General features: G+C 68.1%; 21 protein-coding genes. 8 read left to right on the top strand and 13 right to left on the bottom strand.

Annotation, left to right across the window (positions count from 1 at the left end):
• The first annotated feature begins 290 nt into the window (after positions 1-290).
• Positions 291-704 carry a VOC family protein gene (locus CA951_RS38635; protein ID WP_087561895.1) on the top strand — a complete coding sequence of 138 codons (414 nt, stop codon included), beginning with the start codon at positions 291-293 and terminating at the stop codon, positions 702-704.
• A 21-nt stretch (positions 705-725) separates the two neighbouring features.
• On the opposite strand, the gene CA951_RS38630 is transcribed toward CA951_RS38635, so the two are convergent.
• Genes CA951_RS38630 through CA951_RS38605 form a run of 6 tightly spaced genes read right to left on the bottom strand, consistent with a single transcriptional unit; the run spans position 726 to position 6,445 of the window.
• Positions 726-2,126 (bottom strand): aspartate ammonia-lyase, encoded by a 1,401-nt coding sequence (locus CA951_RS38630; RefSeq protein ID WP_087561894.1) that lies wholly within the window; start codon positions 2,124-2,126, stop codon positions 726-728.
• A gap of 18 nt (positions 2,127-2,144) precedes the next feature.
• Positions 2,145-3,293: a M20 family metallopeptidase gene (locus CA951_RS38625; protein ID WP_087561893.1), complete on the bottom strand. Its 1,149-nt coding sequence runs from the start codon at positions 3,291-3,293 to the stop codon at positions 2,145-2,147.
• Positions 3,290-3,961: a DUF1028 domain-containing protein gene (locus tag CA951_RS38620; RefSeq protein ID WP_087561892.1), complete on the bottom strand. Its 672-nt coding sequence runs from the start codon at positions 3,959-3,961 to the stop codon at positions 3,290-3,292. Before CA951_RS38620 ends, CA951_RS38625 begins: the two co-directional genes overlap by 4 nt.
• Complete coding sequence (locus CA951_RS38615; protein WP_087561891.1) at positions 3,958-4,371, bottom strand: RidA family protein; 414 nt, start codon at positions 4,369-4,371, stop codon at positions 3,958-3,960. The genes CA951_RS38620 and CA951_RS38615 overlap by 4 nt, the downstream gene beginning before the upstream one ends.
• Complete coding sequence (locus tag CA951_RS38610; protein ID WP_087561890.1) at positions 4,368-5,828, bottom strand: 4-hydroxyphenylacetate 3-hydroxylase family protein; 1,461 nt, start codon at positions 5,826-5,828, stop codon at positions 4,368-4,370. The genes CA951_RS38615 and CA951_RS38610 overlap by 4 nt, the downstream gene beginning before the upstream one ends.
• Positions 5,825-6,445, bottom strand: coding sequence for a flavin reductase family protein (locus CA951_RS38605; protein WP_087561889.1), 621 nt, complete (start codon positions 6,443-6,445; stop codon positions 5,825-5,827). Before CA951_RS38605 ends, CA951_RS38610 begins: the two co-directional genes overlap by 4 nt.
• 192 nt (positions 6,446-6,637) lie before the next feature.
• On the opposite strand from CA951_RS38605, the gene CA951_RS38600 reads away from it, so the two are divergent.
• Complete coding sequence (locus CA951_RS38600) at positions 6,638-7,546, top strand: dienelactone hydrolase family protein (protein WP_087561888.1); 909 nt, start codon at positions 6,638-6,640, stop codon at positions 7,544-7,546.
• Here the strand turns inward: CA951_RS38600 and CA951_RS38595 are convergent.
• Positions 7,504-8,181 carry a hypothetical protein gene (locus CA951_RS38595; RefSeq protein WP_087561887.1) on the bottom strand — a complete coding sequence of 226 codons (678 nt, stop codon included), beginning with the start codon at positions 8,179-8,181 and terminating at the stop codon, positions 7,504-7,506. The two genes, CA951_RS38600 and CA951_RS38595, sit on opposite strands and share 43 nt — an antisense overlap.
• A 122-nt stretch (positions 8,182-8,303) precedes the next feature.
• Here CA951_RS38595 and CA951_RS38590 point away from each other — a divergent pair, with 122 nt between their 5' ends.
• Complete coding sequence (locus CA951_RS38590; RefSeq protein WP_087561886.1) at positions 8,304-9,509, top strand: enhanced intracellular survival protein Eis; 1,206 nt, start codon at positions 8,304-8,306, stop codon at positions 9,507-9,509.
• A gap of 200 nt (positions 9,510-9,709) precedes the next feature.
• Here the strand turns inward: CA951_RS38590 and CA951_RS38585 are convergent, their stop codons facing one another.
• The 3 genes from CA951_RS38585 to CA951_RS38575 all read right to left on the bottom strand — a co-directional run bounded on the left by CA951_RS38585 (position 9,710) and on the right by CA951_RS38575 (position 12,391).
• Positions 9,710-10,711, bottom strand: a complete 1,002-nt coding sequence (locus CA951_RS38585) for an NADP-dependent oxidoreductase (protein ID WP_087561885.1) — start codon at positions 10,709-10,711, stop codon at positions 9,710-9,712.
• Positions 10,708-11,607, bottom strand: a complete 900-nt coding sequence (locus CA951_RS38580; protein ID WP_087561884.1) for an SDR family oxidoreductase — start codon at positions 11,605-11,607, stop codon at positions 10,708-10,710. Before CA951_RS38580 ends, CA951_RS38585 begins: the two co-directional genes overlap by 4 nt.
• 76 nt (positions 11,608-11,683) lie before the next feature.
• On the bottom strand, positions 11,684-12,391 hold the full coding sequence (locus CA951_RS38575) for a TetR/AcrR family transcriptional regulator (RefSeq protein WP_087561883.1): 708 nt from the start codon (positions 12,389-12,391) through the stop codon (positions 11,684-11,686).
• Between the two features lie 164 nt (positions 12,392-12,555).
• Between CA951_RS38575 and CA951_RS38570 the strand changes: the two genes are divergently transcribed.
• The 4 genes from CA951_RS38570 to CA951_RS38555 are packed head-to-tail and all read left to right on the top strand — an operon-like array spanning position 12,556 to position 17,233.
• Positions 12,556-13,524 (top strand): enoyl-CoA hydratase/isomerase family protein, encoded by a 969-nt coding sequence (locus CA951_RS38570; protein ID WP_087561882.1) that lies wholly within the window; start codon positions 12,556-12,558, stop codon positions 13,522-13,524.
• 8 nt (positions 13,525-13,532) lie between these two features.
• Positions 13,533-14,480 (top strand): alpha/beta hydrolase, encoded by a 948-nt coding sequence (locus CA951_RS38565; protein WP_087561881.1) that lies wholly within the window; start codon positions 13,533-13,535, stop codon positions 14,478-14,480.
• Positions 14,481-14,491: 11 nt separating this feature from the next.
• Positions 14,492-15,958, top strand: coding sequence for a class I adenylate-forming enzyme family protein (locus CA951_RS38560; protein WP_087561880.1), 1,467 nt, complete (start codon positions 14,492-14,494; stop codon positions 15,956-15,958).
• 30 nt (positions 15,959-15,988) lie between these two features.
• Positions 15,989-17,233: an NADH:flavin oxidoreductase/NADH oxidase family protein gene (locus CA951_RS38555; protein ID WP_087561879.1), complete on the top strand. Its 1,245-nt coding sequence runs from the start codon at positions 15,989-15,991 to the stop codon at positions 17,231-17,233.
• A gap of 140 nt (positions 17,234-17,373) precedes the next feature.
• Here the strand turns inward: CA951_RS38555 and CA951_RS38550 are convergent, their stop codons facing one another.
• The 3 genes from CA951_RS38550 to CA951_RS38540 form a co-directional block, all read right to left on the bottom strand.
• The gene (locus tag CA951_RS38550) at positions 17,374-18,300 is read right to left on the bottom strand and encodes a LysR family transcriptional regulator (RefSeq protein ID WP_072944066.1); all 927 of its coding nucleotides are present in this window, start codon (positions 18,298-18,300) and stop codon (positions 17,374-17,376) included.
• An 86-nt stretch (positions 18,301-18,386) separates the two neighbouring features.
• Positions 18,387-19,928 carry an APC family permease gene (locus tag CA951_RS38545; RefSeq protein ID WP_087561878.1) on the bottom strand — a complete coding sequence of 514 codons (1,542 nt, stop codon included), beginning with the start codon at positions 19,926-19,928 and terminating at the stop codon, positions 18,387-18,389.
• A 214-nt stretch (positions 19,929-20,142) separates the two neighbouring features.
• Entirely contained in the window at positions 20,143-20,760 is a 618-nt protein-coding gene (locus tag CA951_RS38540; RefSeq protein WP_256974261.1) for a TetR/AcrR family transcriptional regulator, read from the bottom strand.
• A gap of 209 nt (positions 20,761-20,969) precedes the next feature.
• Between CA951_RS38540 and CA951_RS38535 the strand changes: the two genes are divergently transcribed.
• Positions 20,970-23,087 carry an FAD-dependent oxidoreductase gene (locus tag CA951_RS38535; protein ID WP_087561876.1) on the top strand — a complete coding sequence of 706 codons (2,118 nt, stop codon included), beginning with the start codon at positions 20,970-20,972 and terminating at the stop codon, positions 23,085-23,087.
• Positions 23,088-23,093 lie beyond the last annotated feature (6 nt).

The raw sequence follows: 23,093 nt of genomic DNA, 5'->3' as shown, positions 1-23,093 counted from the left end.
CCGCGAGCCCCTCCGCCCACACCCGCACCTCGGCCACGCACACATCATCGTCCACACGCAGACGATGACCCCTCAACTCATCGGAACCGGCACCAACACGCCGACAAGATCAAAATAAACGCGACTGTAGTACTAGACGCCGAACGCAGACCGCCCGATCCTGTTACAGGATCGGGCGGTCTGCGTGGCCGGCCGGTCGGGCAGGGTTTCGCCGTTGTCCACCACGGGACCGCGGCGGCTCGTTAGGGTCGAAACACACCCGCGTTCACCGGAGCAGAGAGTAGTCGCCGATGTCCAGTTTCCCGGGCCTCACCCACGTCGCGATCACCGTGTCCGACCTGGCGGCCAGCACCGCCTGGTACACAGCATTGTTCGGTTCGGCTCCCGTCCTCGACGAGGACGAGGAATCGGGCACGTTCCACCACACGGTGTTCGCCCTCGACGGCGGCATGCTCTTCGGCCTGCACACCCATCCCGACAGCGGCGCCCCTGCGCGGTTCGACGAACGGCGGGTCGGGCTCGACCACATCGCGTTCGGTTGTTCCCCCGACGCACTGCCCGGTTGGGTGGAGCGGCTCGACGCACTCGGCATCGAGCACGGGGGCATCAAGACGGCGCACTACGGGTCCGGAATCTCGTTCCGCGACCCCGACAACATTGCGCTGGAGTTCTTTGCGCCTCCGGCACCCGTGAGTACTTCTTAACGTCGGGCGGTTGATAAGTACTCACGGGCGCCGAAGGCGCATAATCCCTTCCAGCTCCTCGGCGCTGAGGAGTCCGCGCTCGAGGACCAGTTCGGTGACGCTGCGGTCCGAGTCGAGAGCGTCCGCCGCCAGCCGGGTGGCGGCCTCGTAGCCGATGTGGGGGCTGAGCGCCGTGACCAGCCCGATCGACCGTTCCACCCCGGCGCGCATGTGCGCGACGTTGGCGGTGATCCCGACGACGCAGCGGGACGAGAGGGCCTCGCAGGCCGCGGCCAGGTGGCTGAGCGACGCGAACAGGCTGTGCGCGATGATCGGCTCGAACGCGTTCAGCTGCAACTGGCCGCCTTCCGCGGCGAGGGTGATGGTGACGTCGTTGCCGATGACCTCGAACGCCACCTGGTTGACGACCTCCGGGATGACGGGGTTGACCTTGCCCGGCATGATGGACGACCCGGCCTGCACCGCAGGGAGATTGATCTCGCCGAGCCCGACGCGGGGTCCCGACGACAGCAGCCGCAGGTCGTTGCACATCTTCGACAACTTCACCGCGGTGCGTTTGAGCACCCCCGACAGCTGGACGAAGGAGCCGACGTCCTGGGTGGCCTCGACGAGGTCCGTTGCGGTCGTGAGCGGCAGTCCGCTGACGGCGCGCAGTTCCTCGCACACGAGCCGGGCGTAGTCGGGGTGGGCGTTGATTCCGGTGCCGATGGCGGTGCCGCCGAGGTTGATCTCGGCGACGAGCAGCGCGGCTTCTTCGAGCCGTTCGGCATCTTCCCGGACCATCACCGCGAACGCCCCGAACTCCTGCCCGAGGGTCATGGGGACGGCGTCCTGCAGCTGGGTGCGTCCCATCTTCAGGTGGTCGGTGAACTCGGCGGCCTTCGCGGAGAACGCTTCCGCGAGTCCGTCCATCGCGGCCCGCAGTCGGCGAATCGCGAACTGCAGCGCCACCTTCAGGGCGGTGGGGTACACGTCGTTGGTGCTCTGGCTCAGGTTCACGTGTTCGAGGGGATGCAGGAACATGTAGTCGCCGGGCCGGTGCCCGAGCAGTTCGAGACCGCGGTTGGCGATCACCTCGTTGGCGTTCATGTTGGTCGACGTGCCCGCCCCGCCCTGGATCACGTCGACGACGAACTGGTCGTGCAGCGCGCCGCCGCGGATTTGTTCGCAGGCGGCGACGACGGCGTCCGCGCGGCGCTCGTCGAGCAACCCGAGGCGCCGATTCGCGACCGCGGCCGACTGCTTGACGCACGCCAGGGCCGCCACCAACTCCGGGTAGCGGCCGATCGGGGTGCCCGTGATGGTGAAGTTCTCGAGCGCCCGCAGGGTGTGGATGCCGTAGTGGGCGTCGAGCGGGACGTCCCGCTCCCCCAGCAGATCGTGTTCGACGCGTGTGCGGACTGGCTGGGCGATGCGGGACATCGGTTTTCCTTCGGGTGGCTAGGCGAGCAGGTGGGTGCGGAGACCGGGGTCGGTCGCCGCGTCGTGCAGGGTCAGGGCCAGCGCGAGGGCGCCGTCGACGGCGGCCCGGTCGGCGGCGGGCGCGGCGCTGGCCGCGGCGAATTCGGCCTGATGGTTGACGGCGGGTGCCGAGTCGATGCCGATGTAGGGGTGGATCGCGGGGAGCACCTGCGAGACGTTGCCCATGTCGGTGGACGCCCGGTTCATCAGCGAGTCGGCGCCGGTGCGGAACACCCGGCCCAGCCCCTCCGCGTTCCGGACGTACGACGCGAGCAGCGCTTCGTCGGTGCGGAACTCCGAATACGGTTCGCTCTCCGGGGCGATGGTCAGTTCACAGCCGGTGGCGACGGCGCCGGCCTCGAAGCAGCGGGCGACCCGGGGTTCGATGCGGGCCAGCTCGTCCAGGGTCTCGGCGCGCACGTACCAGCGGCCCTCGGTGCGCTGGGGAATGGCGTTGGGCGCCTCGCCCCCGCGGGTCATCATCCCGTGGACGCGGGTGCTCGCCGGAAGCTGTTGCCGGAGCAGCCCGATGGCGACCTGCGCGACGGTGAACGCGTCGGCAGCGTTGACCCCACGCTCCGGATAGGCCGCGGCGTGCGCGGCCTTGCCGTCGTAGCGGATGTGGCTGTGGGACACCGCGTACGGCTCGGCGCGGGCGACGTCGACCGGCCCGGGGTGAGCCATGACGGCGGCGTGGACGCCCTCGAACGCCCCGCGTTTCAGCATGTCGATCTTGCCGCCCCCGCCCTCCTCGGCAGGGGTGCCGAGCACCGACAGGGTGATGCCGAGGTCGTCGACGAGCGGCGCGAGGGCCAACGCCGTCCCCACCGAGATGGCGGAGATGACGTTGTGCCCGCACGCGTGCCCGAGTCCGGGGAGCGCGTCGTACTCCGCACACACCGCGAGGTGCAGCGGCCCGGTGCCGACGTGCGCGCGGAACGCGGTGGGCAGCCCGCCGTACTGCTGCTCCACCGTGAAACCGGCGTCCGAGAGCACCCCGGCGACCCGGACGCACGAGCGTTCCTCCTCCCACGCGACCTCCGGGTGGGCGTGCAGGTCGTGCGACAGAGCCAGGATCCGGTCTTCGGCGCGCCTGGCCCCGTCACGAATCGCGGCGCCGGCGGTCACAGGTCACCCGGCACGCCGTAGGACGGGGCGGCCGTCGGATCGACACCCCGCACCCGGTAGTCCCGCTTCTGCGGTTCCCACACCGTCCACAGCCGGCGCAGTTCGCCGACCGGGTCGTCGTGCCAGTCGACACGCAGATCGGTGACGGCCCACGGCACGTCCTCGACCACCTGCATTCCGGCGGAGTGCACGGGCCCGGCCTCGCCGCCGGCGGTGACGGCGGCGGTGAGACCGTCGAGCAACCGGGCCTCGAACGTCGGGGCCGTGCTCGACACATAGCCGAACAGCAGCGACCGGATGACGCCCTCGTCGCGGAGCATGTTGCCTGCGACGGCGGCGCCGCTGCCCTCCGCGCTGCTGTGGATGCCCAGCGTCTGCGCTCCCGAGTGCACCGCGGTTCCGCCGTCCGCATCCACGACGACGATCTGCCGGTACTCCGGAAACCTCTCCTGCGCGAGAGCCGATTTCAGCGCGGTCTCCGCGTTCTCACCCGACGCGAGCGCGTCGAGCCCGATCGGTCCCAGCTGCGGATTGGTGACGTTCTGAGAGGCGACGACACCGACACCGGACCGCACGTGCAGGCAGCGCGACGCCACGGCGGGGCTCGAGGAGCAGACGACCATCCCGAACGCGCCTGCGGGATCACGGGCGACGAGTGAGAACGTCATGAGCTGATCACGGCCGTCGCGTCGATCTCGACGAGCCATTCGGGCCGGGCCAGGGCGTCGACGACGATGCCGGTGGACACCGGGTGCACCCCCTTCAGCCAGCGCCCGACCACTCGGTAGACGGTCTCCCGGTACCGGACGTCGACCAAATAGATGGTGACCTTGACGACGTCTTCCAGGCGGCTGCCCGATTCCTTCAGCAGCATCGCGATGTTCGTCATCGCCTTCTCGGCCTGGGCCTCGACGTCGCCGATTCCGACGGACTCCCTCGTGTCGAGGTCCTGGCCGATCTGCCCGCGGAGGTACACGACGCCGCCGGCGACGACGGCCTGCGCGAGATCGTTGTCGAGGTTCTGCTCCGGGTACGTCTCGCGGGTGTTGAACGGTCGGATGCGGGTGTGGGTGGTCATGCCGCACCTCCGTCGACGTTGTCGGACAGTCCCGCCGCGGCCTTGACCAGCCCGAGCGGCCCGTCGAAGTCGAAGTTGCGGTACACCGCGGCGAGCTGCGCGAACGGCGGCGACTGGGCGAAGAGCTGGAACGTCAGCCGATGTCCGGCGTAGTCGCTGTTGAGCAGGTCACGGGCGAACGCGAGGAGTTTGCGACGGTCGTCGGCCACCCAGTTGTCGTTGATCGAGTAGAACTTCTCCAGCCACGGCGCGACGTCCGGGTCGGCGAACGTGGCGGCGTCCGGGGTGATGCAGATCTGGCCGCCGCACAGTTCGCGGGCGATGTGCATCATCGCGGGCAGCTGGCTGAGCGCCATCACCCGGCCGGTGTAGAGCAGGGACTGGTTGGGCATGAGCAGACCGCCGGGGCTGGGCTCGGTCAGCGAGATCGCGGCGGTGAGGTGCGCGTTGATCGTCTCCCGGTAGCAGGCCAGCTGGGCGAGCTTCTCCTGCACGGCCTGCTGCTTCTCGAGCCCGCTCTGCTTGACGTTCCACAGTGCCGAGCCGATCATCAGGTCGGCGAGGTGCAGGGTGCGCTGCACGAACGGGAACGCGCTGTAGCGGTGCAGGGTGGAGCGGATGAACGTCGCCGCCCGCGTGTGCCGGTAGAACAGCACGTCTTCCCAGGGGATCTCGACGTTGTCGAACACGACGAGCGACTCGACCTCGTCGACCCGGTTGGCGAGCGGGTAGTCGGCGGCGGGTGCACGGCCGGCGAACCCGTTGCGGGAGATGTACTTCAGCCCCGGCGCACCCATGTCGAGCACGAATCCGACGGCGTAGTCGGACAATTCACTGTTGCCCCAGTTCGCGATGGTCGGCTTGGTGAACGCCTGGTTGGAATACGCGGCGGCGGTCTCGTACTTCGCGCCGCGCACGACGATGCCGTTGTCGGTCTCCTTCACGACGTGCAGGAGCATGTCGGGGTCCTGGTCCTGCGGGGCCTTGGACCGGTCGCCCTTGGGGTCGGTGTTCGCCGACACGTGGAACGGATCCTCCCGGACCGAACGCTCGAGATGGCGGCGGATGTTCTCCGAGAAGCGAGGATCCACCTCGTTGAGGACGTCCTGCCCGTCGAACAGCGACCACATCTCACCGATGGTCTCGTCCCCGACGCGGGTGACCACACCTCGGGTGTCCTCGAGCACCAGATCGACGGCGGCGCGCTTGTCGAGCCAGTCCTGCTGGGTGCGGGGCAGCTTGTTGGCTATGGCGTTGCGTTCACCGGAGTCGGGGTCGACGTAGGTCATCGCGTCCTGCGTGGCCTCGTCGTGCGCGAGGTCGTAGATGCGTGCCCGGACGTCGACGATCGGCTTGAACATGGGATGGTCGGCGACGTCCTTGACGCGTTCCCCGTCGACCCAGACCTCGCGGCCGTCCCTGATGGACTCCCGGTATTCGTCTCCGGTGCGGATCATTTCGTGCTCCTGGTCCTCGGCGCGGGGTGTGCGTCCGGGTAGTCGGGAAAGGTGGAGGGTTCGAATGCTGCGGGCTTGCTGTAGGCATGGGCGGCGTAGACGAGCGGTTCCCCGGGGTGCGCCTCCACGGCCGCGACTCGTCCGATGTAGACGCGGTGTGTACCGGCGTCGATGACCTCGTGGACGGCGCAGTCGAACGACGCGATCGCGTCGTGGACGCGCGGTGAACCGGATTCGGCCACGGTCCAGTGCCCGCAGGTGAAGTCCCACCGCTGCTTGCCGGGCCACGGACGGCCCGCGAACGTGTCGGCGACGTGATCATGCTGGGTGGCAAGCACATTGACGCAGAAGACGCCGTTCGCCGAGATCGCGTCGTTGACGGGGCTCCGTCCGTGGAGGCAGACCAGCACCAGCGCCGGGTCGGCCGAGACGGAGCACATCGCGCTCACGGTCTGCGCGGCCCGCCCGCCGGGACCGTCGGTCGCGACGACGGTGACTCCGGTCGCGACGGCGCCCATGGCCGTGACGAAGTTCGCGGTCGAGCTGTCCGGCACCGGTGGGGCCACCGATGTTCGGGCCGTCGTTTCGACGGCTGAGTGAGGGTCGGCGATCGGCATGACGGGCTCCTTTCTGTGTGCGGTGAGCGAGGAGTTCGTGCCGTGGAACCAATCTTGAAGTCCGCGGCGAAATCTGTACAACACAGATAAGTGGATCACTGCATAACGAAAATCGATGCAGCGCGAACGGGTGACCCGCAGCGTTCGGACCAGCGATAATTCCTACATCAGCCGATGCGGACGGGGACGATCATGACGCCACTGCAGCGCTACATAGCCGAAGAGATCGCAATCGACCATGCCGACGGGCTGCTGACGCGCCGGGAGGCGCTGCGCAGACTCGGTCTCATCGGCCTCGGGGTGGCGGCGGCGACCTCCCTGCTCGCCGCGTGCTCCACCGGCAACGACGAGCAGTCGTCGACGTCGGCGCCGGTGACACCCGGTGAAGCGACACCCCCGCCGCCCGGAACGGCCGACGCCGTGAGCACCGAGGCCGTGACGTTCGCGGGCCCGGACGGGCGGGTCCTGCAGGGCGCCTGGGCCGAAGCGGCCACCCCCCGAGGGACGGTGCTCGTGGTGCACGAGAACAAGGGCCTGACCGATCACATCCGCTCGGTGGCGGGCCGATTCGCGGGCGCCGGCTACTCGGCACTCGCCGTCGACCTGCTGTCCGAGGAGGGCGGGACGGCGACGTTCACCGACCAGGCCCAGGCCACCGCCGCGCTGGCCACCGTGCCGCCGGAACGCTTCGTCGGCGACATGAAGGCCGGGGTCGACGAACTCGGTCGCCGGGTACCGGACAAGAAGACGGCGGCGGTCGGGTTCTGCTTCGGCGGCGGCATGGTGTGGCAGCTCCTCGCGTCCGGCGAACCGCGGCTGGCCGCGGCCGTCCCGTTCTACGGACCCCTGCCCGAGGGCGCGGACTTCTCCGGGTCGAAGGCCGCGGTCCTCGCCATCTACGCGGAGCTGGACGCCAGGGTGAACGCGTCCCGCGACGCCGCCGCCGCGGCACTGACGAAGGCGGGGCTGCCGCACGAGATAGTCACCGTTCCGGGTGCCGATCACGCGTTCTTCAACGACACCGGGCCCCGCTACAACGCGACCGCGGCGGCCGAGGCCTACGAACGCGTGCTCGCCTGGTTCGGCGAATATCTGGGGTGAGGCGGGCGCATCAGCAGCGCGGCCACGAGGAAGCAGACGGCACCCACGAATGTGCCCAGGTCGGCAATCGCCGCGTTCTCCAGCGCGTCGGTGCCGGGCACGATGAACGCGGCGATCGCGGACACCCCGAACGCCACCGACCCGATCATGTTCAGCCAGGTGCTGCGCCAATTGCGAGCATGCGGATCCCACAGTTTGTCGGTATCGGTGGTGGCCACCACCGCCAGACCGCTGGCGACGAGGAACGCCGTCGATCCGAAGAGGTCGGGGCTCCACCCCCACACCCGGTCCTGTTCGACGTTGAGCCCCTGGATCAGCGCGACCGCGGTACTCACGTTGAACAGGAGCGTGCCGACGAACTGGATCAACGCGGCCCACCAGTCGTAGCGTTCGATCCGGTGCGATTCCGCCCCGGGCACCGGTCTGCCGCTGAGCGACAACTGGACGAATCCGGCGATGGTGAAGAACAACGATCCGACGAAGTAGGTGATGTTGTCGAGTTCGGGTCCGACGGCGTCGCCGTACACCCGCGTGGCCGCGAGTCCGAACAGGAAGGAGCCGATGATGAATCCCTGGGACTCCCGGCGCAGGCGCAGCACTCGGCGTGGCGCGGAGGAGGTGTGGTCCTTCGGCATCGTGACAACGTCCCCCTCACCCGTCGGCCCGGATCCTCAGACTCTCCGATGACCCGGGTCCGGTCAAGGCCGGGCGCAGAAATTCGGCTGCGAGTCCACGCGGGGTGTGCCAGGGTCGAACCATGACGAGCACCGGCGGAATCACGATCAGAACGGCGACCGAGCAGGACTGGCCGAGGATCGTCGTGCTCAACGAGATCTGCTTCGTGACACCGCAGACGGAGGAATTCACCGCCCACTGGAGGCAGCTCGTCAGCGGCGAACCGCCGGTGATCGCACTGGACGGCGACGAGGTCGTCGGCGCGACCATGGACATTCCCATGACGGTCACCGTTCCCGGCGGCGGCAGCGTCGCAGCGGCGGGCGTCACCGCGGTCACGGTCGCGCCCACCCACCGGCGGCGCGGCGTTCTCCGCGCGCTGTACACCGAACACCACGCGCGGATCCGGGCGTCGGGCGTGCCGCTGTCGATTCTCACCGCCAGCGAGGGCGGCATCTACGGACGGTTCGGGTACGGACCCGCGACGGTCGAGTCGACGGTGAGTATCGACCGCCGGTTCGCCGTCCCGCACCCGAAAGCACCGGATCCCGGCGGAGTGCGGATGGTCCATCCCGCGGAGACAAGGCCCGCGTTCACGGACGTCTACCACCGCTGGCAGCAGGTGACACCGGGCGCGCAGGTGCGGCCGGAGATCGTGTGGAACCGGATCTTCGCCGACCGCGAGAGCGAGCGGGGCGGCGGCACAGCGTTGTTCGGAATGGTCCACGACGACGGCTATGTGCTGTACCGCCGCGCCTCCGGCGACAACGGATCGTTCGCCCGGGTGGAGGAGATCCGCACGGTCACCGGCGACGCCCACGCCGCGCTGTGGCGGGCGATGCTCGGCCTCGACCTCGTGCGCCGCATCGAAGCGAACCTCACCCCCGAGGATCCGCTGCCCCATCTGCTCACCGACGGCCGGCTCGTGCGCACCTCCTCGCGTCACGACGAGTTGTGGGTGCGGATCATGGACGTCCCCGCCGCGCTGGAGGCCCGCACGTTCCGCGGCGACCTCGACGTCGTGGTCCAGGTCGACGACGGGTTCCTGAACTCCGGTGGCCGATTCACCCTCACCGTCCGGGACGGCAAGGCCGTGTGCACGCGGACCGACGCCGCACCGCAGGTGTTGCTCGACCTGGACGTGCTCGGCAGCCTGTACCTCGGCGCGCACCGGGCGCGGACGTTCGCGGCCGCGAACCGGCTGTGGGCCGCCGACCCCGACGTCCTCGACCGGTTCGAGCACGCGTTCGACTCCGACCGCGACGCCCAGATGGGGTGGGGGTTCTAGTACCGCGTCATCTGAGGAATTCGAGTGCCTGCGACGCTCCGTGGTGACGTCGGTTCGATCCGTCCTTCGGTGCGTTCCCCGATGCCGTCGATGACCCGCGGGTCCCAGTCGTCGAGGACCGCAGTGACGTGGTGCCGACGCGTTCGTCGGCAAGACGGCACACGACGCACCCGGTCCCGGATCCGGCCGGGACTGGGATCTCACCTGACCTTGACGACGACTTTGCCTTTTGCACGCCCCTGCTCGACGTAGGCCAGAGCCTCTTTCGTCGCCTCGAACGGAAAGACTCGATCCACCACCGGACGGATGACGCCGGCATCGATGAGGGAGGCAAGTTCGCGTAATTGGCGACCGCTCGACTTCATGAGGAGGAAGGAATAGGTCACCTTGCGCTGCTTCGCTTTCCGTCTGATCCGAAAGCTCATCAGGCACATCACCTGTTGCACGATCCAGTTCAATCCTGCCTCTCTCGCCAACGCGGGATCGGGCGGACCGGCAACCGAGATGACCTTACCGCCGGGCCCGAGAACACGCAGCGATTTCTCCAGAGTCTCCCCGCCGAGGGTATCGAGGACCAGATCGTAGTCGTGCAGGATCTCCGCGAAATCATCCTTCTTGTAGTCGATGACGATGTCCGCACCCAGACGCTTCACCCACTCGGCGTTCGCGGTGCTCGTCGTCGTGGCCACCGTCGCACCGAGATGCTTCGCCAGCTGAATCGCGAACGTGCCCACGCCGCCGGAGCCCGCGTGGATGAGAACCTTCTGTCCAGCCTGCAGGTTCGCGTTCTCGATCAGAGCCTGCCACGCAGTCAGGCCGACCAGCGGAACCGAAGACGCCTCTTCCATGGTGAGTTCGCGGGGCTTGATCGCCACGTCGTCCTCGTTCACGGACAGGAACTCCGCGAAAGTGCCGATGCGTTCCTGCGCGGGCCGCGCATAAACCTCGTCGCCGGGCTTCAATCGCCGCACGCCGGGGCCGACTCGGACGACGACGCCGGCCAGGTCGTTGCCCAGGACGATCGGCAGGCGATACGGGAGAATCGGTTTGAGTTTTCCGTCTCGGATTCGCAGATCCAGAGGGTTCACGCTCGCGGCATGAATCTGGACCAGGACGTCATCGTCGCGCAACTCCGGCTCGGGCATCTCGCCGACCCGCACGCCGTCATTGTTCCCGTAGCGATCGAGAACGACTGCTTTCATGATATTTCCCTGTCTACTGTCGGCTGGGGCTGCACGCCGGGAACGAGTTGGTCGCTGCGGCCCAACGCGGCGACTTCGGTCTCGAGGGACGGCACCGTCGCGGCGGCGAACCGGCGCGTCCACGGCCAGACGAGCGGCGAATTCAGCAGCGCCTTGGCCCAATTGGCGACGACGACGGCCCGTGGCACATAGACACGGCTGCGGCGATGCGCGAGCCCGTCCACGATGGCAGCGGCTGCTCGGCCGACATCGGTGGTGACGTTGCCCGGATAGGGCAGACGCTTGCGCATCTGCCGAAACGAGGGAATGTCGACCTCGGCACCCCGCACGAGGTCGGTGTCGATCCAGGACGGATGGACGAGGCCGACCGAGATCCCGAGGTGGGCCACCTCGGCACGATAGGCGAGTGCGAGCGACTCGACTCCGGCTTTGCTGGCACCGTACGAGGCCATGCCGCCGATCGCGGTGAAGGACAGCGCGGATGCGACGATCAGCACGTGCCCCCGGCTGCGCTCCAGGTGTGGTGTCGCGTGCTTGAGTGTGCGGAAGACGCCGTTCACGTTGACATCCATGACCCGCTCGAAGGACGTCTCGTCCGCGTGTCGCACCGTCCCGTAGGCGACCACTCCCGCATTGGCGACGACCAGGTCGACACCGTTCATGGCGCCTGCGCACTCGTCGATCGCAGACTGCAGCGCCGCACTGTCCCGCACGTCCGCTTCGCACCAGTGCGCGGAGGGACCGAGGTCGTCGGCGAGGGCGCGTAGCCGGTCGGGTTCGAGTCCGATCAAAGCGACACGAGCACCCTGCGCCGAGGCAAGGCGGGCCACCTGTTCGCCGATGCCACGCGCGGCTCCGGTGACGATTACTTTCCGGCCCACGAGATTTCGTTTCATGGCCCGACTATAACTTCGTTATTCAAGGAGCGCAACGGTCCCGCCGCACCTATTCGGCCGGCATACGAGCTTAGACTCAGGCGCCCGCCGAACTGTCGGCCACCGGACGGATCGAGTCGTACTCGCGCAGGACCCGTTCGTGTGAGGCCTGCGCACGTTTGCGGGTGTCGCCCAGTCCGACAGCGAAATTGACCCCCATGGGCAGCAGCACCTGCAGAACCGCATCGTCGAATTCGATGAAGTGCTCACCCAACTCGAGGGTGATGTAACCGTGCACGAAACTCCACAACTGGGCAGCGATGACCGTGGGTTCCTGCTGCCGGACCCTGCCGGAGCTCACCAGCCGGGCGCACGCGTCTGTGACGTGGGCGTGAGCGATACGGAAGGCGGCCGAATGCCCACTCAACCGGACGTCCGAATCGAGCGGTCGGTAGGTCGCGCGGGTGGACAGCCCGAACATCAGGTCGTAGAGATGGGGGTTCTCTCGCGCGATTCGCCGGCACGTCAAGGCCAGAGCGAACAGGTCCGCGATCGGATCCTTCGTCACCGGCACTTGGCCGAATGCGGTGCCGAGTTCGGTGAAGCCATGGTCGACAACCGCACGGATGAGCTCGGGAACCCCTCCGAAGTGACTGTAGAGCACCATCGTCGACAACCCGGTTGCCGACGCCACCGTCCGCGCCTTGATCGCGGACGGCCCCTGCTCGGCCAGCAGGCCGACCGTGGCCTGGATGAGCCGCTCCGGAACGCTCTGCGTCACCGGACCCGCCGATTCGTCTTCCATATTCCACCTGATCCACAGCTGCCTCGATCCGAGACGGCGCCCTTCGGAAGTGATCCTTGCCACCTCCATATAACGTAGTTATAGTAGCCGTATAACGAAGTTACAGCGACTCGCGGTTCCGCAGGGGTTGCCACTTCCTCCGAACTCACGGAAGCAGAATTCTCATGACATACGAAGCCAAGGGCCACCTCGAGGTCGAGGACCGCGGGGGCGTGCTGATCGTGCGGGTCGACGGCGGCCCGCACAGCCTGTTCGGTCTCGACATCGCCCGCCGGCTCGACGAGTTGGTGGACCGCGTCGACCACGATCCGGGCATCCGAGCGGTCGTGTTCACCGGGGCCCGTCCTGGCCGGTTCGTCAGCCACGCCGATGTGCGGTGGCTCCAGGAAGAGGGCGCTGCCATTCCGCCGCTGGGCCGACGCGGCGCCGCCGCGGTTGCGCGGGTGGCCCGGGGTGCCGATCGCGCCCGCGCGCTCGAGCCGGTCGTGCGCAAGACCCCGCTGTGGGGAGCCGTCCAACTCGACCGCCTGCACGCGACGTTCCTGAAAATGAACGCCAGCGGCGTCATCTTCGTTGCGGCCCTGAACGGTTCGGCTCTCGGTCTCGGTGCGGAATTCGCCTGGGCATGCGATCTACGGGTCATGGCCGACGGCGACTTCTTCATCGGCCAACCGGAGATTCTCCTGGGAATCAATCCCGGCGGCGGCGGCACCCAGCGCCTGACCCGGCTGATCGGCACCCACCGATCCCTGGTCGCCATCCTCGAGGGCAAGCCGTTCACCCCCGCCCAGGCGTTGTCCAACGGCGCCGTCGACGAGGTCGTCCCGACCAGCGATGTCCTCACGCGGGCAACCGAACTCGCCGAATACTTCGGGTTGCGGCCACGCGAGGCCGTCGCGGCGATCAAGCGGTCGGTATACTTCGGTGGCTCGATGTCGCTCGCGGAAGGCCTGCACGTCGAGCGCACCGAATTCCTCGGCACCGACCAGTCCGAGGACGGTCAGCAACTGATGCTCGACTACCTCGAGACCATCGACGCCACCGGCGAACTCCCCCTCTACAACCCGGACACCTACAAGCAGGCACTCGCAGCAGGTCGAGTGCCCGGCCGCCGCTCGACGAACGGACAGTGAGACCCGCCATGGCCGGCAAGAAGCCCTTCACCCGCCACGATGTCCTTTTCTCCTCCGGCGACAGCTCCTGCGCCGCGTGGCTCTACCTCCCCGCCGGGGTCACCTCCCCGCCCGTCGTCGTCCTCGGGCACGGCCTCGGTGCGACCCGCGAGATGCGCCTGGACGCGTTCGCCGAGCGGTTCGCCAAGGCCGGCATCGCCGCCCTCGCCTTCACCTACCGGCACTTCGGCGACAGCGGCGGCCAACCGCGCCAACTGCTGTCGATCAAGAAGCAACTCGCCGACTGGGATGCCGCCATCGCATGGGTGAAGGCGCGTCCCGGCCTCGACGGCACCCGCATCGCGGTCTGGGGCAGCTCCTTCGGCGGCGGCCACGCCATCACTGTCGCCGCACACCACCCGGAATTACGCGCAGCGGTATCCCAGTGCCCGTTCACCGACGGGCTCGCCTCCGCACTCGCGCTCGGCCCAGCCGCCTCCCTGAAGGTGATGCCCGTGATCGCCCGGGATCTCGCCGCCCGGGCCCGCCGTGCCGCGCCGGCGATGATCCCCCTCGCCGGCGCCCCCGGCTCACTGGCCCTGATGAACGCCCCGGACGCGCTTCCCGGCTACCAGGCGATCGTGCCGCCCGATACGACCTTCCGGAACGAGGTCGCGGCACGGGTGGTCCCGAGCCTGATCACCTACCGGCCCGGGCGGGCTGTGAGAAAGATCCAAACCCCGATCCTGTTCTGCGTCAGCAACACCGACACCGTCACCCCGCCCGCCCAGACGCTGCGCTATGCACGAACCGCACCCCGGGGCGAGATCAAGACCTACGACGCCGGGCACTTCGACTTCTACCTCGGCGAACCCTTCGAAGAGCTGGTCCGCGACCAGATCGAATTCCTCACCCGCCACCTCACCCCGGCGCCCGCCCCAGCCACCCCTGGTCGAATCGCCCCGCCTCGAAGGTAGGTACGCCCTCCATGAATTTCGCCTCGCTGCCCGACCGCCGCGCCGAAACCGACCCGCACGAACCCGCAGCCTCCGACGCCGCTCAGTCGCTCACCAACGCACAGTTTCTGGACCGTGTCCGCGCGGCAGCTCGGCATCTCCGTCTCCTGGGAATCGGTCCCGGAGATGTCGTGGCGTTGAAGCTGACGAACCGGATCGAGTTCGTGATTCTGTTGTTCGCGACCTGGCGGATCGGCGCCACCATCACCCCCGTCAATCCGAGCCTGACCGACACCGAGGTCGATCGACAACTCGGTGACTCCGGCGCACGGCTGCTGATCATCGAGGACGACGCACCCGGGGGCTCCGTCGCCACTCTCGCCGTCGGCGACCTCTACCACGACCCGCGGGAGTCCGATCCGACCCCACAGCCGGACTCCTCCGCGCCGGCCCTGCTCATCTACACCAGCGGCACCACCGGAGTACCCAAGGGCGTGATGCTCGACCACGCCAACATCGATGCCATGGCACACATGGGGGCCGAGGCGCTGCAGCTGGGTACGACCGACCGGTGCCTGCTGATCCTGCCGCTGTTCCACGTCAACGGCATCGTCGTCAGCGTCCTGACGCCGCTGCTCGCCGGCGCCAGTGTGGTCATCGCCGGCCGGTTCGACCCCCGCACCTTCTTCGACCTCGTCGAGGACGAACGCCCCACCTTCTTCAGTGCGGTGCCGACGATCTACTCCATGCTGGCAGCGCTCCCGGAACAGGTCCGACCCGACACGTCGTCGGTGCGGTTCGGGATCTGCGGCGCCGCGCCCGCCCCGGCCGAGTTGCTGACCCGGTTCGAGGCCCGATACGGGTTCCCCCTCGTCGAGGGCTACGGGCTGTCCGAAGGAACGTGTGCGACCACCCTCAACCCCGTCGAAGGTCCTCGCCGACCGGGAACGGTGGGGATTGCGTTCCCCGGTCAAAAGATTCGGATCCTCGGCGACGACGGCACCGAGGTGGAACCGGGCGTCGACGGAGAGATCGTCGTACGCGGCCCCAATGTGATGCGCGGCTACCTCGACCGGCCGGACGACACCGCCCGCGTCCTCGTCGGCGGCTGGCTCCACACCGGGGACGTCGGCCACCTCGACGCGGACGGTTACCTGACCCTGATCGGGCGGTCGAAGGACATGATCATCCGTGGCGGCGAGAACATCTACCCCAAGGAGATCGAGGACGTGCTCGCCGGTGACCCGGCGGTTCTCGAAGCCGCCGTGATCGGAGTACCCGACGACATCTGGGGGGAGGTCGTCGTCGCCTACGTCCAACCTCGACCCGGCGCGACCGTCGAGACCACCACCCTCACCGAACTCTGTGCGCACAAACTCAGCCGCTACAAACGCCCCACCACCATCCTCGTGGTCGACGCCATCGCCAAGAACGCCGTCGGCAAGATCGACAAGGCCACACTGCGAGCTACCCACGCCACGGCCACCGCAGCGCCGTGACCGATGCCATTTTCAGGAAGGTACGCCCCGATGACTTCGCTCCACGACCCGCTGCCATTGCCCTGCGGCCAGATACTTCCCAACCGAATCATGAAGGCCGCCTTGAGCGAAGGCCTCGGAGACAGACAGAATTTACCCGACGAACGGCTCGAGCAGCTCTACACCACCTGGGGCCGGGGCGGTTACGGTCTACTGGTCACCGGCAACGTCATGGTCGACCGCACCCAGCTCGGTGAACCGGGCAACATCGTCATCGAGGACGAACGCGGCCTCGACGCGCTGACCCGCTGGGCCAAGTCGACCAAGGACGCCGGTGTCCCCATCTGGGTGCAGCTCAACCATCCCGGCCGCCAGTCGAACCCGCTGGCGCTCGGCCACACGCCGGTCGCCCCCAGCCCGGTTCCGTTGAACATTCCCGGTGCCGCCACACCCCGGGAGCTGACGCCCGGCGAGATCGAGGACATCATCGAGCGCTTCGCGACCGCAGCCGCGGTCTGTGAGACCGCGGGGTTCGACGGCGTACAGGTGCACGGCGCGCACGGCTACCTCGTCGCGCAGTTCCTCTCCCCCTTGTCGAACCGGCGCGACGACGACTGGGGCGGCGACCCCGAGCGGCGGATGCGCTTCGTCCTCGAGGTCGTCCGCCGTATCCGTACGCGGGTCTCGCCCGGATTCGCCGTGGGCATCAAATTGAACTCGGCCGACTTTCAACGCGGCGGATTCACCGAGGACGAGTCTCGCGGCGTAGTGGCGGCGTTGGCGCACGAGGGCCTCGACTTGATCGAAGTCAGCGGCGGCAGCTACGAATCACCGGCCATGATGGGCTCGGCTACGGCCAGTACGCGCGCCCGTGAGGCTTACTTCCTCGAGTACGCCCGCACGGTCCGCAGCCTCGTGGGCGACATCCCGGTGGCGGTGACCGGCGGCTTCCGCTCTCGCGCGGCGATGGACGAGGCGGTTCGGGCCGGCGAGTGCGACGTCGTCGGCCTCGGCCGGCCCTCGGCGACGACGACCGACGCCGCGGCCGCCATCCTCACTAGACGCGCCGATTCCCTCACGACGCACCAGCTGCGATACGGGATGCGCAGTGTCCTGGGAAAGGTGGTCGACATCAAAGCGCTCGACGGGGTCCTCGACCTCGGCTGGCACACCGACCAGCTTCACCGCGTGGGCGCCGGACTCGAACCCGATCCGAATCGAGGTCGCCTTGCTGCCACAGTCGCACTGCTGCGCCGCAACGGCCGGGCGTCGTTCCGACGCAAGCGCGGCGGGTAGACGTCGCCCGGCCCCGACCGAAGGGACCGCGCGAACGACCCCGTGACGGTTCGAGGCCCCATCATCTGGTGGTGACGCGTCGCCACCAGATCGAGGGCAGTGACCACATCGTCCTGGATTTTCGTCGTACGCCAATCGACTCAGCCCGCCGTCCGTGCCTGTTTCGCGAACACGGCCCGCGCCCGCTCGGCGACGGCCCGGGCCCGCGCCGTGCTCCGAACACCCTTGAGCCGGGCGAGGACGACGGGGAGGCCGGGAACGTCGTCGGCGATCGGCAGTGTCGCGACCCTCCCGCCGTCGTACGTCCGGCCCTCGGCGGGCCGCTGGTTCAGTATCGAGAAGCCGTGGCCGCGGGCGACGAGCCCACGCACCGTTTCGTAGCTCGCGGACCGGTAGCGGACCATCGGGGTGACCCCCGACCCCGACAGCATGGCCAGGAAGTAGTCGCGGCTGCTCGGCAGGTCCAACAGCACCATCGGTTCGCCCTCGAGGTCGGCGAGCGCGATCGCGTCGTGGCCGGCCAGCCGGTGGTCCGGCGGAAGGACGACGTGCGGTCGGGCGACGCCCAGCGTCTCCGTCTCCATGTCTTCGCCCAGTGCGAGGTCGTAGGTGAGGGCCAGTTCCGCGGTGCCGTTCCGCAATGCCGCCCGCACCGCCTCCGCCTGGGTCTCGACGACCTCCACCTCGAGGTCGGGGTGCTGATCGCGCAGGTCCGAGATGAGCGTCGGGAGGATGAAGGGGGTGAGGGTGACGAAGCAGGCCAGGCGCACCGTTCCCCGGACGTTGTCCTCGTGGCCACGCGCCGCGTCGAGGACCTCCCCGAGATGGGCGAGGACGCTACGGGTGTCGCGGAGCATCTCCTCCCCCGCCGCCGTGAGAACGAGTCCGCGGGACCGTTGCCGGATGAACAGTTGGGTGCCGATCTGGTGCTCGAGTTGGGAGATCGCCGACGAGACCGCCGACTGCGCGACCATCAGTTCGTCGGCGGCCTTCGTCATGCTGGAGAAGTTCGCGGCCTCGACGAAATACCTGAGCTGGGTGAACGTCACGTCGGGTCGTCGTTGCATGCGCTCTCCTCGGGATCTGAGGCCACCAGGATCGCAGGTCTCCGACCGGGGAGCCACCCACGACCCGGGCTGCGGCCGCGACACCGTCAGCGGACGTCGGCCTTCACGAGGTCGGGGTCCGGCTCCGATCCGGGGCCGTCCTCCCGCGCGGTGCGCGGGCCGCTCGCGGACCGCACCGACGCGCCCCGCACGTAGCCGACCGCGCCGAGAAGCGCGAGCACGGCCAGCGTCCCGAGGGTGAACAGTTCGAACGTCCCCTGGCTCACGCCCCAGATCTCGTCGAAGTCGTAGTCCAGGCCGAACACCGATTCCAGCGTGCCGGGGAACACCGCCACCCAGGAACCGAGCAGCACCCAGGCGAAGCAGAGGGAGCCGAGGACGCGGAAGCCGACGTTCCCGGTGGGCACCCGGAAGGGCCGCGCGACGTTCGGGAACCGGGTGCGCAACCGGACCGCGGACGGGATGACGATCAGGTAGCTGAGCAGGAACGTCGAGATCGAGATCGTCAGCACCACCGCGAAGATGGAACCGCCGGACCCGGTGATCTGCATCGCCGCGATCATGAAGACGGTGGCGACGAGTCCGGACAGGAAGTTGACGCGCACCGGCGTTCCGAGGCGAGGATGGAATCGGCCGAAGAACCCGCCGAAGAAGGCGCCGTCGGCCGCGGCCATCGCCTGCATGCGGTCGCTGATGATCATCCACGCCGCGCCCTGGGTCATCAGGATCACCGCGAAGATCACCCCGGTCACGGTCAGCATGGCGGGTGCGGCGGGTCCGTAGACGCTGTACACGGTCGCGACCGCCTCGAGGAGGCCGCCGACACCGGTGATGTCGTCCGCGGGTACGACGAGGAGGATCGCGAAGATCGGCAGCAGGTAGGACGCGGCGGCGATGCCGCAGGCGCGGGCGATCGAGATCGGGACGTCCCGGGCGGGATTCTTCATCTCCCCGGCGGCACTGTTCCCGGATTCGAAACCGAGGTAGGAGAACAGCAGCAGCGGTGTCACCCCGAGGAGCCCGGTGAGGGTGGGGCTGAAGTCTCCCGCGGAGATGCCGGCGAAACCGTTCTTCGCGGCATAGATCCCGGTGGTAACGAGAAAGAACAGCAGGAAGACGATCTTCAGGAACGCGCCGACCGTCGGAATCCATTTGCCGCGTGCGAGACTCACCACGGCCGCGAGCACCGTCAGCCAGATGAAGACGAGTTTGAACAGGTAGTCCGTCACCGACCCCTCCTCGAACGCGGTGACGTAGTGGTTCCAGGTCTCGGCGGCGATGAACGCCATCGACCCGCCGACCCACACGGGCTGGGTGACCCACGTCAGCAGCGACGCGAGGGCGGCGAGTGGCCGGCCGAACGCTCGCCGGACCCACACGTAGACGCCGCCCTCACCGGTGAACGTGCTGCCGATCTCGGCGAAGATCAGACCGTACGGCAGCAGGAAGAACACCGCGAGAACCAGCGCCCAGGTGAAGGTCTCCGCGCCGAACGTGGAGACCTGACCGAGAACCTCGACCGACACCACCGCCGCGACGATGAGGAAGACGATGTCGAAACGGCCGAGGGACTTCTTCAGATGTCGTGTCTGTTCGTCCGCCAGGGCGGTCGGGGTGTTGTCGCTCATCGGTGCACCTCGTTGCGGGAGTCGATAGGAATGTGCTTGCGCGCTACCGTGTTTCGGCCGGCGCAGTGTCGGCCTTCGGCGGCAACGTTGCAGTGATGCCGGTCACTACTCTCGTCCGCACCCGGCAAATCTGTACAGCACAAAGATCCGGGGTAGTGCATCAGTTCTGCAGATGTCAAGGCTCTCGTGAATCCCCGCACCACTACACGCGTGCCTAGTCCGCGGCGAACTCGGCGATGGAGCACGACAGCACGGTTTCGAGGTAACGGAGGACGCTGTTGCGTGCGGTCCACGGCTCGATGCGCCGGTTCCGCGCGATGATGTGCAGACCGTAGGCGTCCTCGAGGCTCACCGCGGTGCGGGCGATTTCCTCGGTGGGCATCGACGGCGTGAACACGCCCTGGGACCGGCCGATCTCGAGCACCGTGCTGTACAGCGACACCTCCAAGTCGAACAGTGTCGACAGCAGTGCGGAGTGCGTCGCGTTGCGGCTCGCGTGGAGATGCAGTTCGTAGAGGACCGTGCACAGCGGATCGTCGGCGGCATCGGGAATGCCCAGGCGAACCGTGGTGCGCAGCCGCTCGACCGGATCGGCGAGATCCTGCACCGCGTCGTGCCTGCGCCGGTAGAACCGGTCGACCGCGTGCTCGTGCACCTCGACGAGCAGATCCTCGAGTGACGGGTAGTAGTAGCTGACCAGACCCGCCGACAGGCCCGCCTCCTCCGCGACGTCCTTGATGCGCAGCCCGGTCATGCCGCGTTTGGTGATCGCGGTGGTGGCCGCCGAGACCATCTCACTGCGCCGGACTCCCTGCCGCTTCGGACGTGCCATAACCACCATTATTGATGAACTTCATCAATAAACAAGTAGCGATCGGGGCGGAATTTACCCGACCAAGCCTGGACTTTCCCCTTCGGATCGGTAATTATTTGAGACAGATCGCAAAGAATCGCCGTCTCGGCGACAGTGGAACGGCCGGCCAGCCGAGTGCGCAGGCCACCACAGCGAGCCCACTCTCCGTCTCCAGTCAGGAACCCACCGTGCGTGATTCGCGATACGACATCCTGTTCGAACCGGTCAAGATCGGACCGGTCACCGCCCGCAACCGGTTCTTCCAGGTCCCCCACTGCAACGGCATGGGCTACCGCGACCCCTCCGGCGAGGCCTACATGCGGCGAGTCAAGGCCGAGGGCGGCTGGGCGGTGGTCTGCACCGAACAGGTCGAGATCCACCCCACCTCGGACATCGGCCCGTTCATCGAACTGCGACTGTGGGACGACCAGGACCTGCCCGCCCTCACCCGGATCTCCGAGAAGATCCACGAGGGCGGTTCCCTCGCCGGCATCGAACTCGCCCACAACGGCCTGAACAGTCCCAACCTGATCAGCCGCGAGACCCCGCTCGGCCCGCAGAATCTGCCCGTCGTCTCCTGGAACTACGACCCCGTCCAGGCCAGAGCGATGACCAAGTCGGACATCGCCGACCTCCGGCACTGGCACAAGGAGGCGGTGCGCCGGTCGCTGAAGGCCGAATACGACATCGTCTACGTGTACGCCGGGCACGCGATCGGCGGCCTGCACCACTTCCTGTCCCGCCGCTACAACAACCGGACGGACGAGTACGGCGGCAGCCTCACCAACCGCGTGCGCCTGCTCCGCGAGATTCTCGAGGATTCCCGCGAGGTCGCCGACGGCAAGGCCGCGGTCGCGTGCCGCATCTCCGTCGACGAACTCCTCGGCGACGAGGGAATCACCCGCAGCGAGATCGAGGACGTGATCGGCCTGCTCGGCGAGACCCCGGACCTGTGGGACTTCGTGCTCGGCAGCTGGGAGGACGACTCCGTCACCTCGCGGTTCGGACCCGAGGCGGAGCAGGAACCGTACGTCCGGGGATTGAAGCAACTCACCACCAAACCCGTCGTCGGTGTCGGCCGCTTCACCTCACCCGACACGATGCTGCACCAGGTCAAGAGCGGCATCCTCGACTTCATCGGGGCGGCCCGCCCGTCGATCGCCGACCCGTACCTCCCCCGCAAGATCGAGGAGGGGAACCTCGAGGACATCCGCGAGTGCATCGGCTGCAACATTTGCGTGTCCGGTGACTTCACGATGTCGCCGATCCGGTGCACCCAGAACCCGACGATGGGCGAGGAGTTCCGTCGCGGGTGGCACCCGGAGCGGATCAAGGTCCGGTCGAGCGAGTCGAACGTGCTCGTGGTCGGCGCGGGTCCCGCCGGCCTCGAGGCCGCACGCGCCCTCGGCCAACGCGGCTACACCGTGAGCCTCGCCGAGGCGAGCAGGCAACTCGGTGGCCGGGTGACCCGTGAGTCGAAGCTGCCCGGGCTGTCCGCCTGGATCCGGGTGGTGGACTACCGGCAGCAGCAACTCCGCAAGCTGTCCAACGTCGACGTGTTCATGGAGAGCGAGATGACCGCCGACGACGTCATCGACAACGACTTCCAGCACGTGGTCGTCGCCACCGGTTCGAGTTGGCGCCGCGACGGCGTCGGCCGGTGGCACACCCATGCCGTTCCCGTCGACGACCGCGCCGACGTCCTGACACCGGACGACGTGATGGCTGGGCTGCGACCCGCGGGCAACAAGGTCGTGCTCTTCGACGACGACCACTACTACCTCGGGGCGGTCGTCGCCGAACTCCTGGCGAAGGAGGGATTCGACGTCACCCTGATCACGCCGGCCGCGCACGTGTCGCAGTGGACGACGAACACCATGGAAGTGGTCCGGATCCGCAAGCGAATCATCAAGGCCGGGGTCCACGTTCAGGTCAACCGCGCCGTCACCGCAGTCACCCCGCAGGGCGTCCACACCGTGTGCGCCTTCACCGGCGACGAACAGTTTCTCGACGCGGACGGCGTCGTCCTCGTCACCGCCCGGCTTCCGCACGACGGGTTGTTCCACGACCTGCAGTCGCGCGAATCCGAATGGGCCGACGCCGACCTGCGCAGCGTCCGCGGCATCGGCGACGCCTGGGCGCCGTCCACCATCGCGGCGGCCGTCTGGTCCGGACACCGGTACGCCGAGGAACTCGACGAACCGCCCGCGCCGGGCCCGGTCGCCTTCCGCCGGGAAGTCACCGGCCTGTCGCTCGAACCCGTCAGCACCCTGACGATCCCCCCGTTCGCCACCGCACAGAATTGAGGAACA

It is taken from the genome of Rhodococcus sp. NCIMB 12038 (assembly GCF_002165735.1).
Taxonomy (GTDB): Bacteria; Actinomycetota; Actinomycetes; order Mycobacteriales; family Mycobacteriaceae; genus Rhodococcus_F.
The sequence above is the reverse complement of the archived record's forward strand: the minus strand, read 5'-3'. Positions and strand labels throughout refer to the sequence as shown.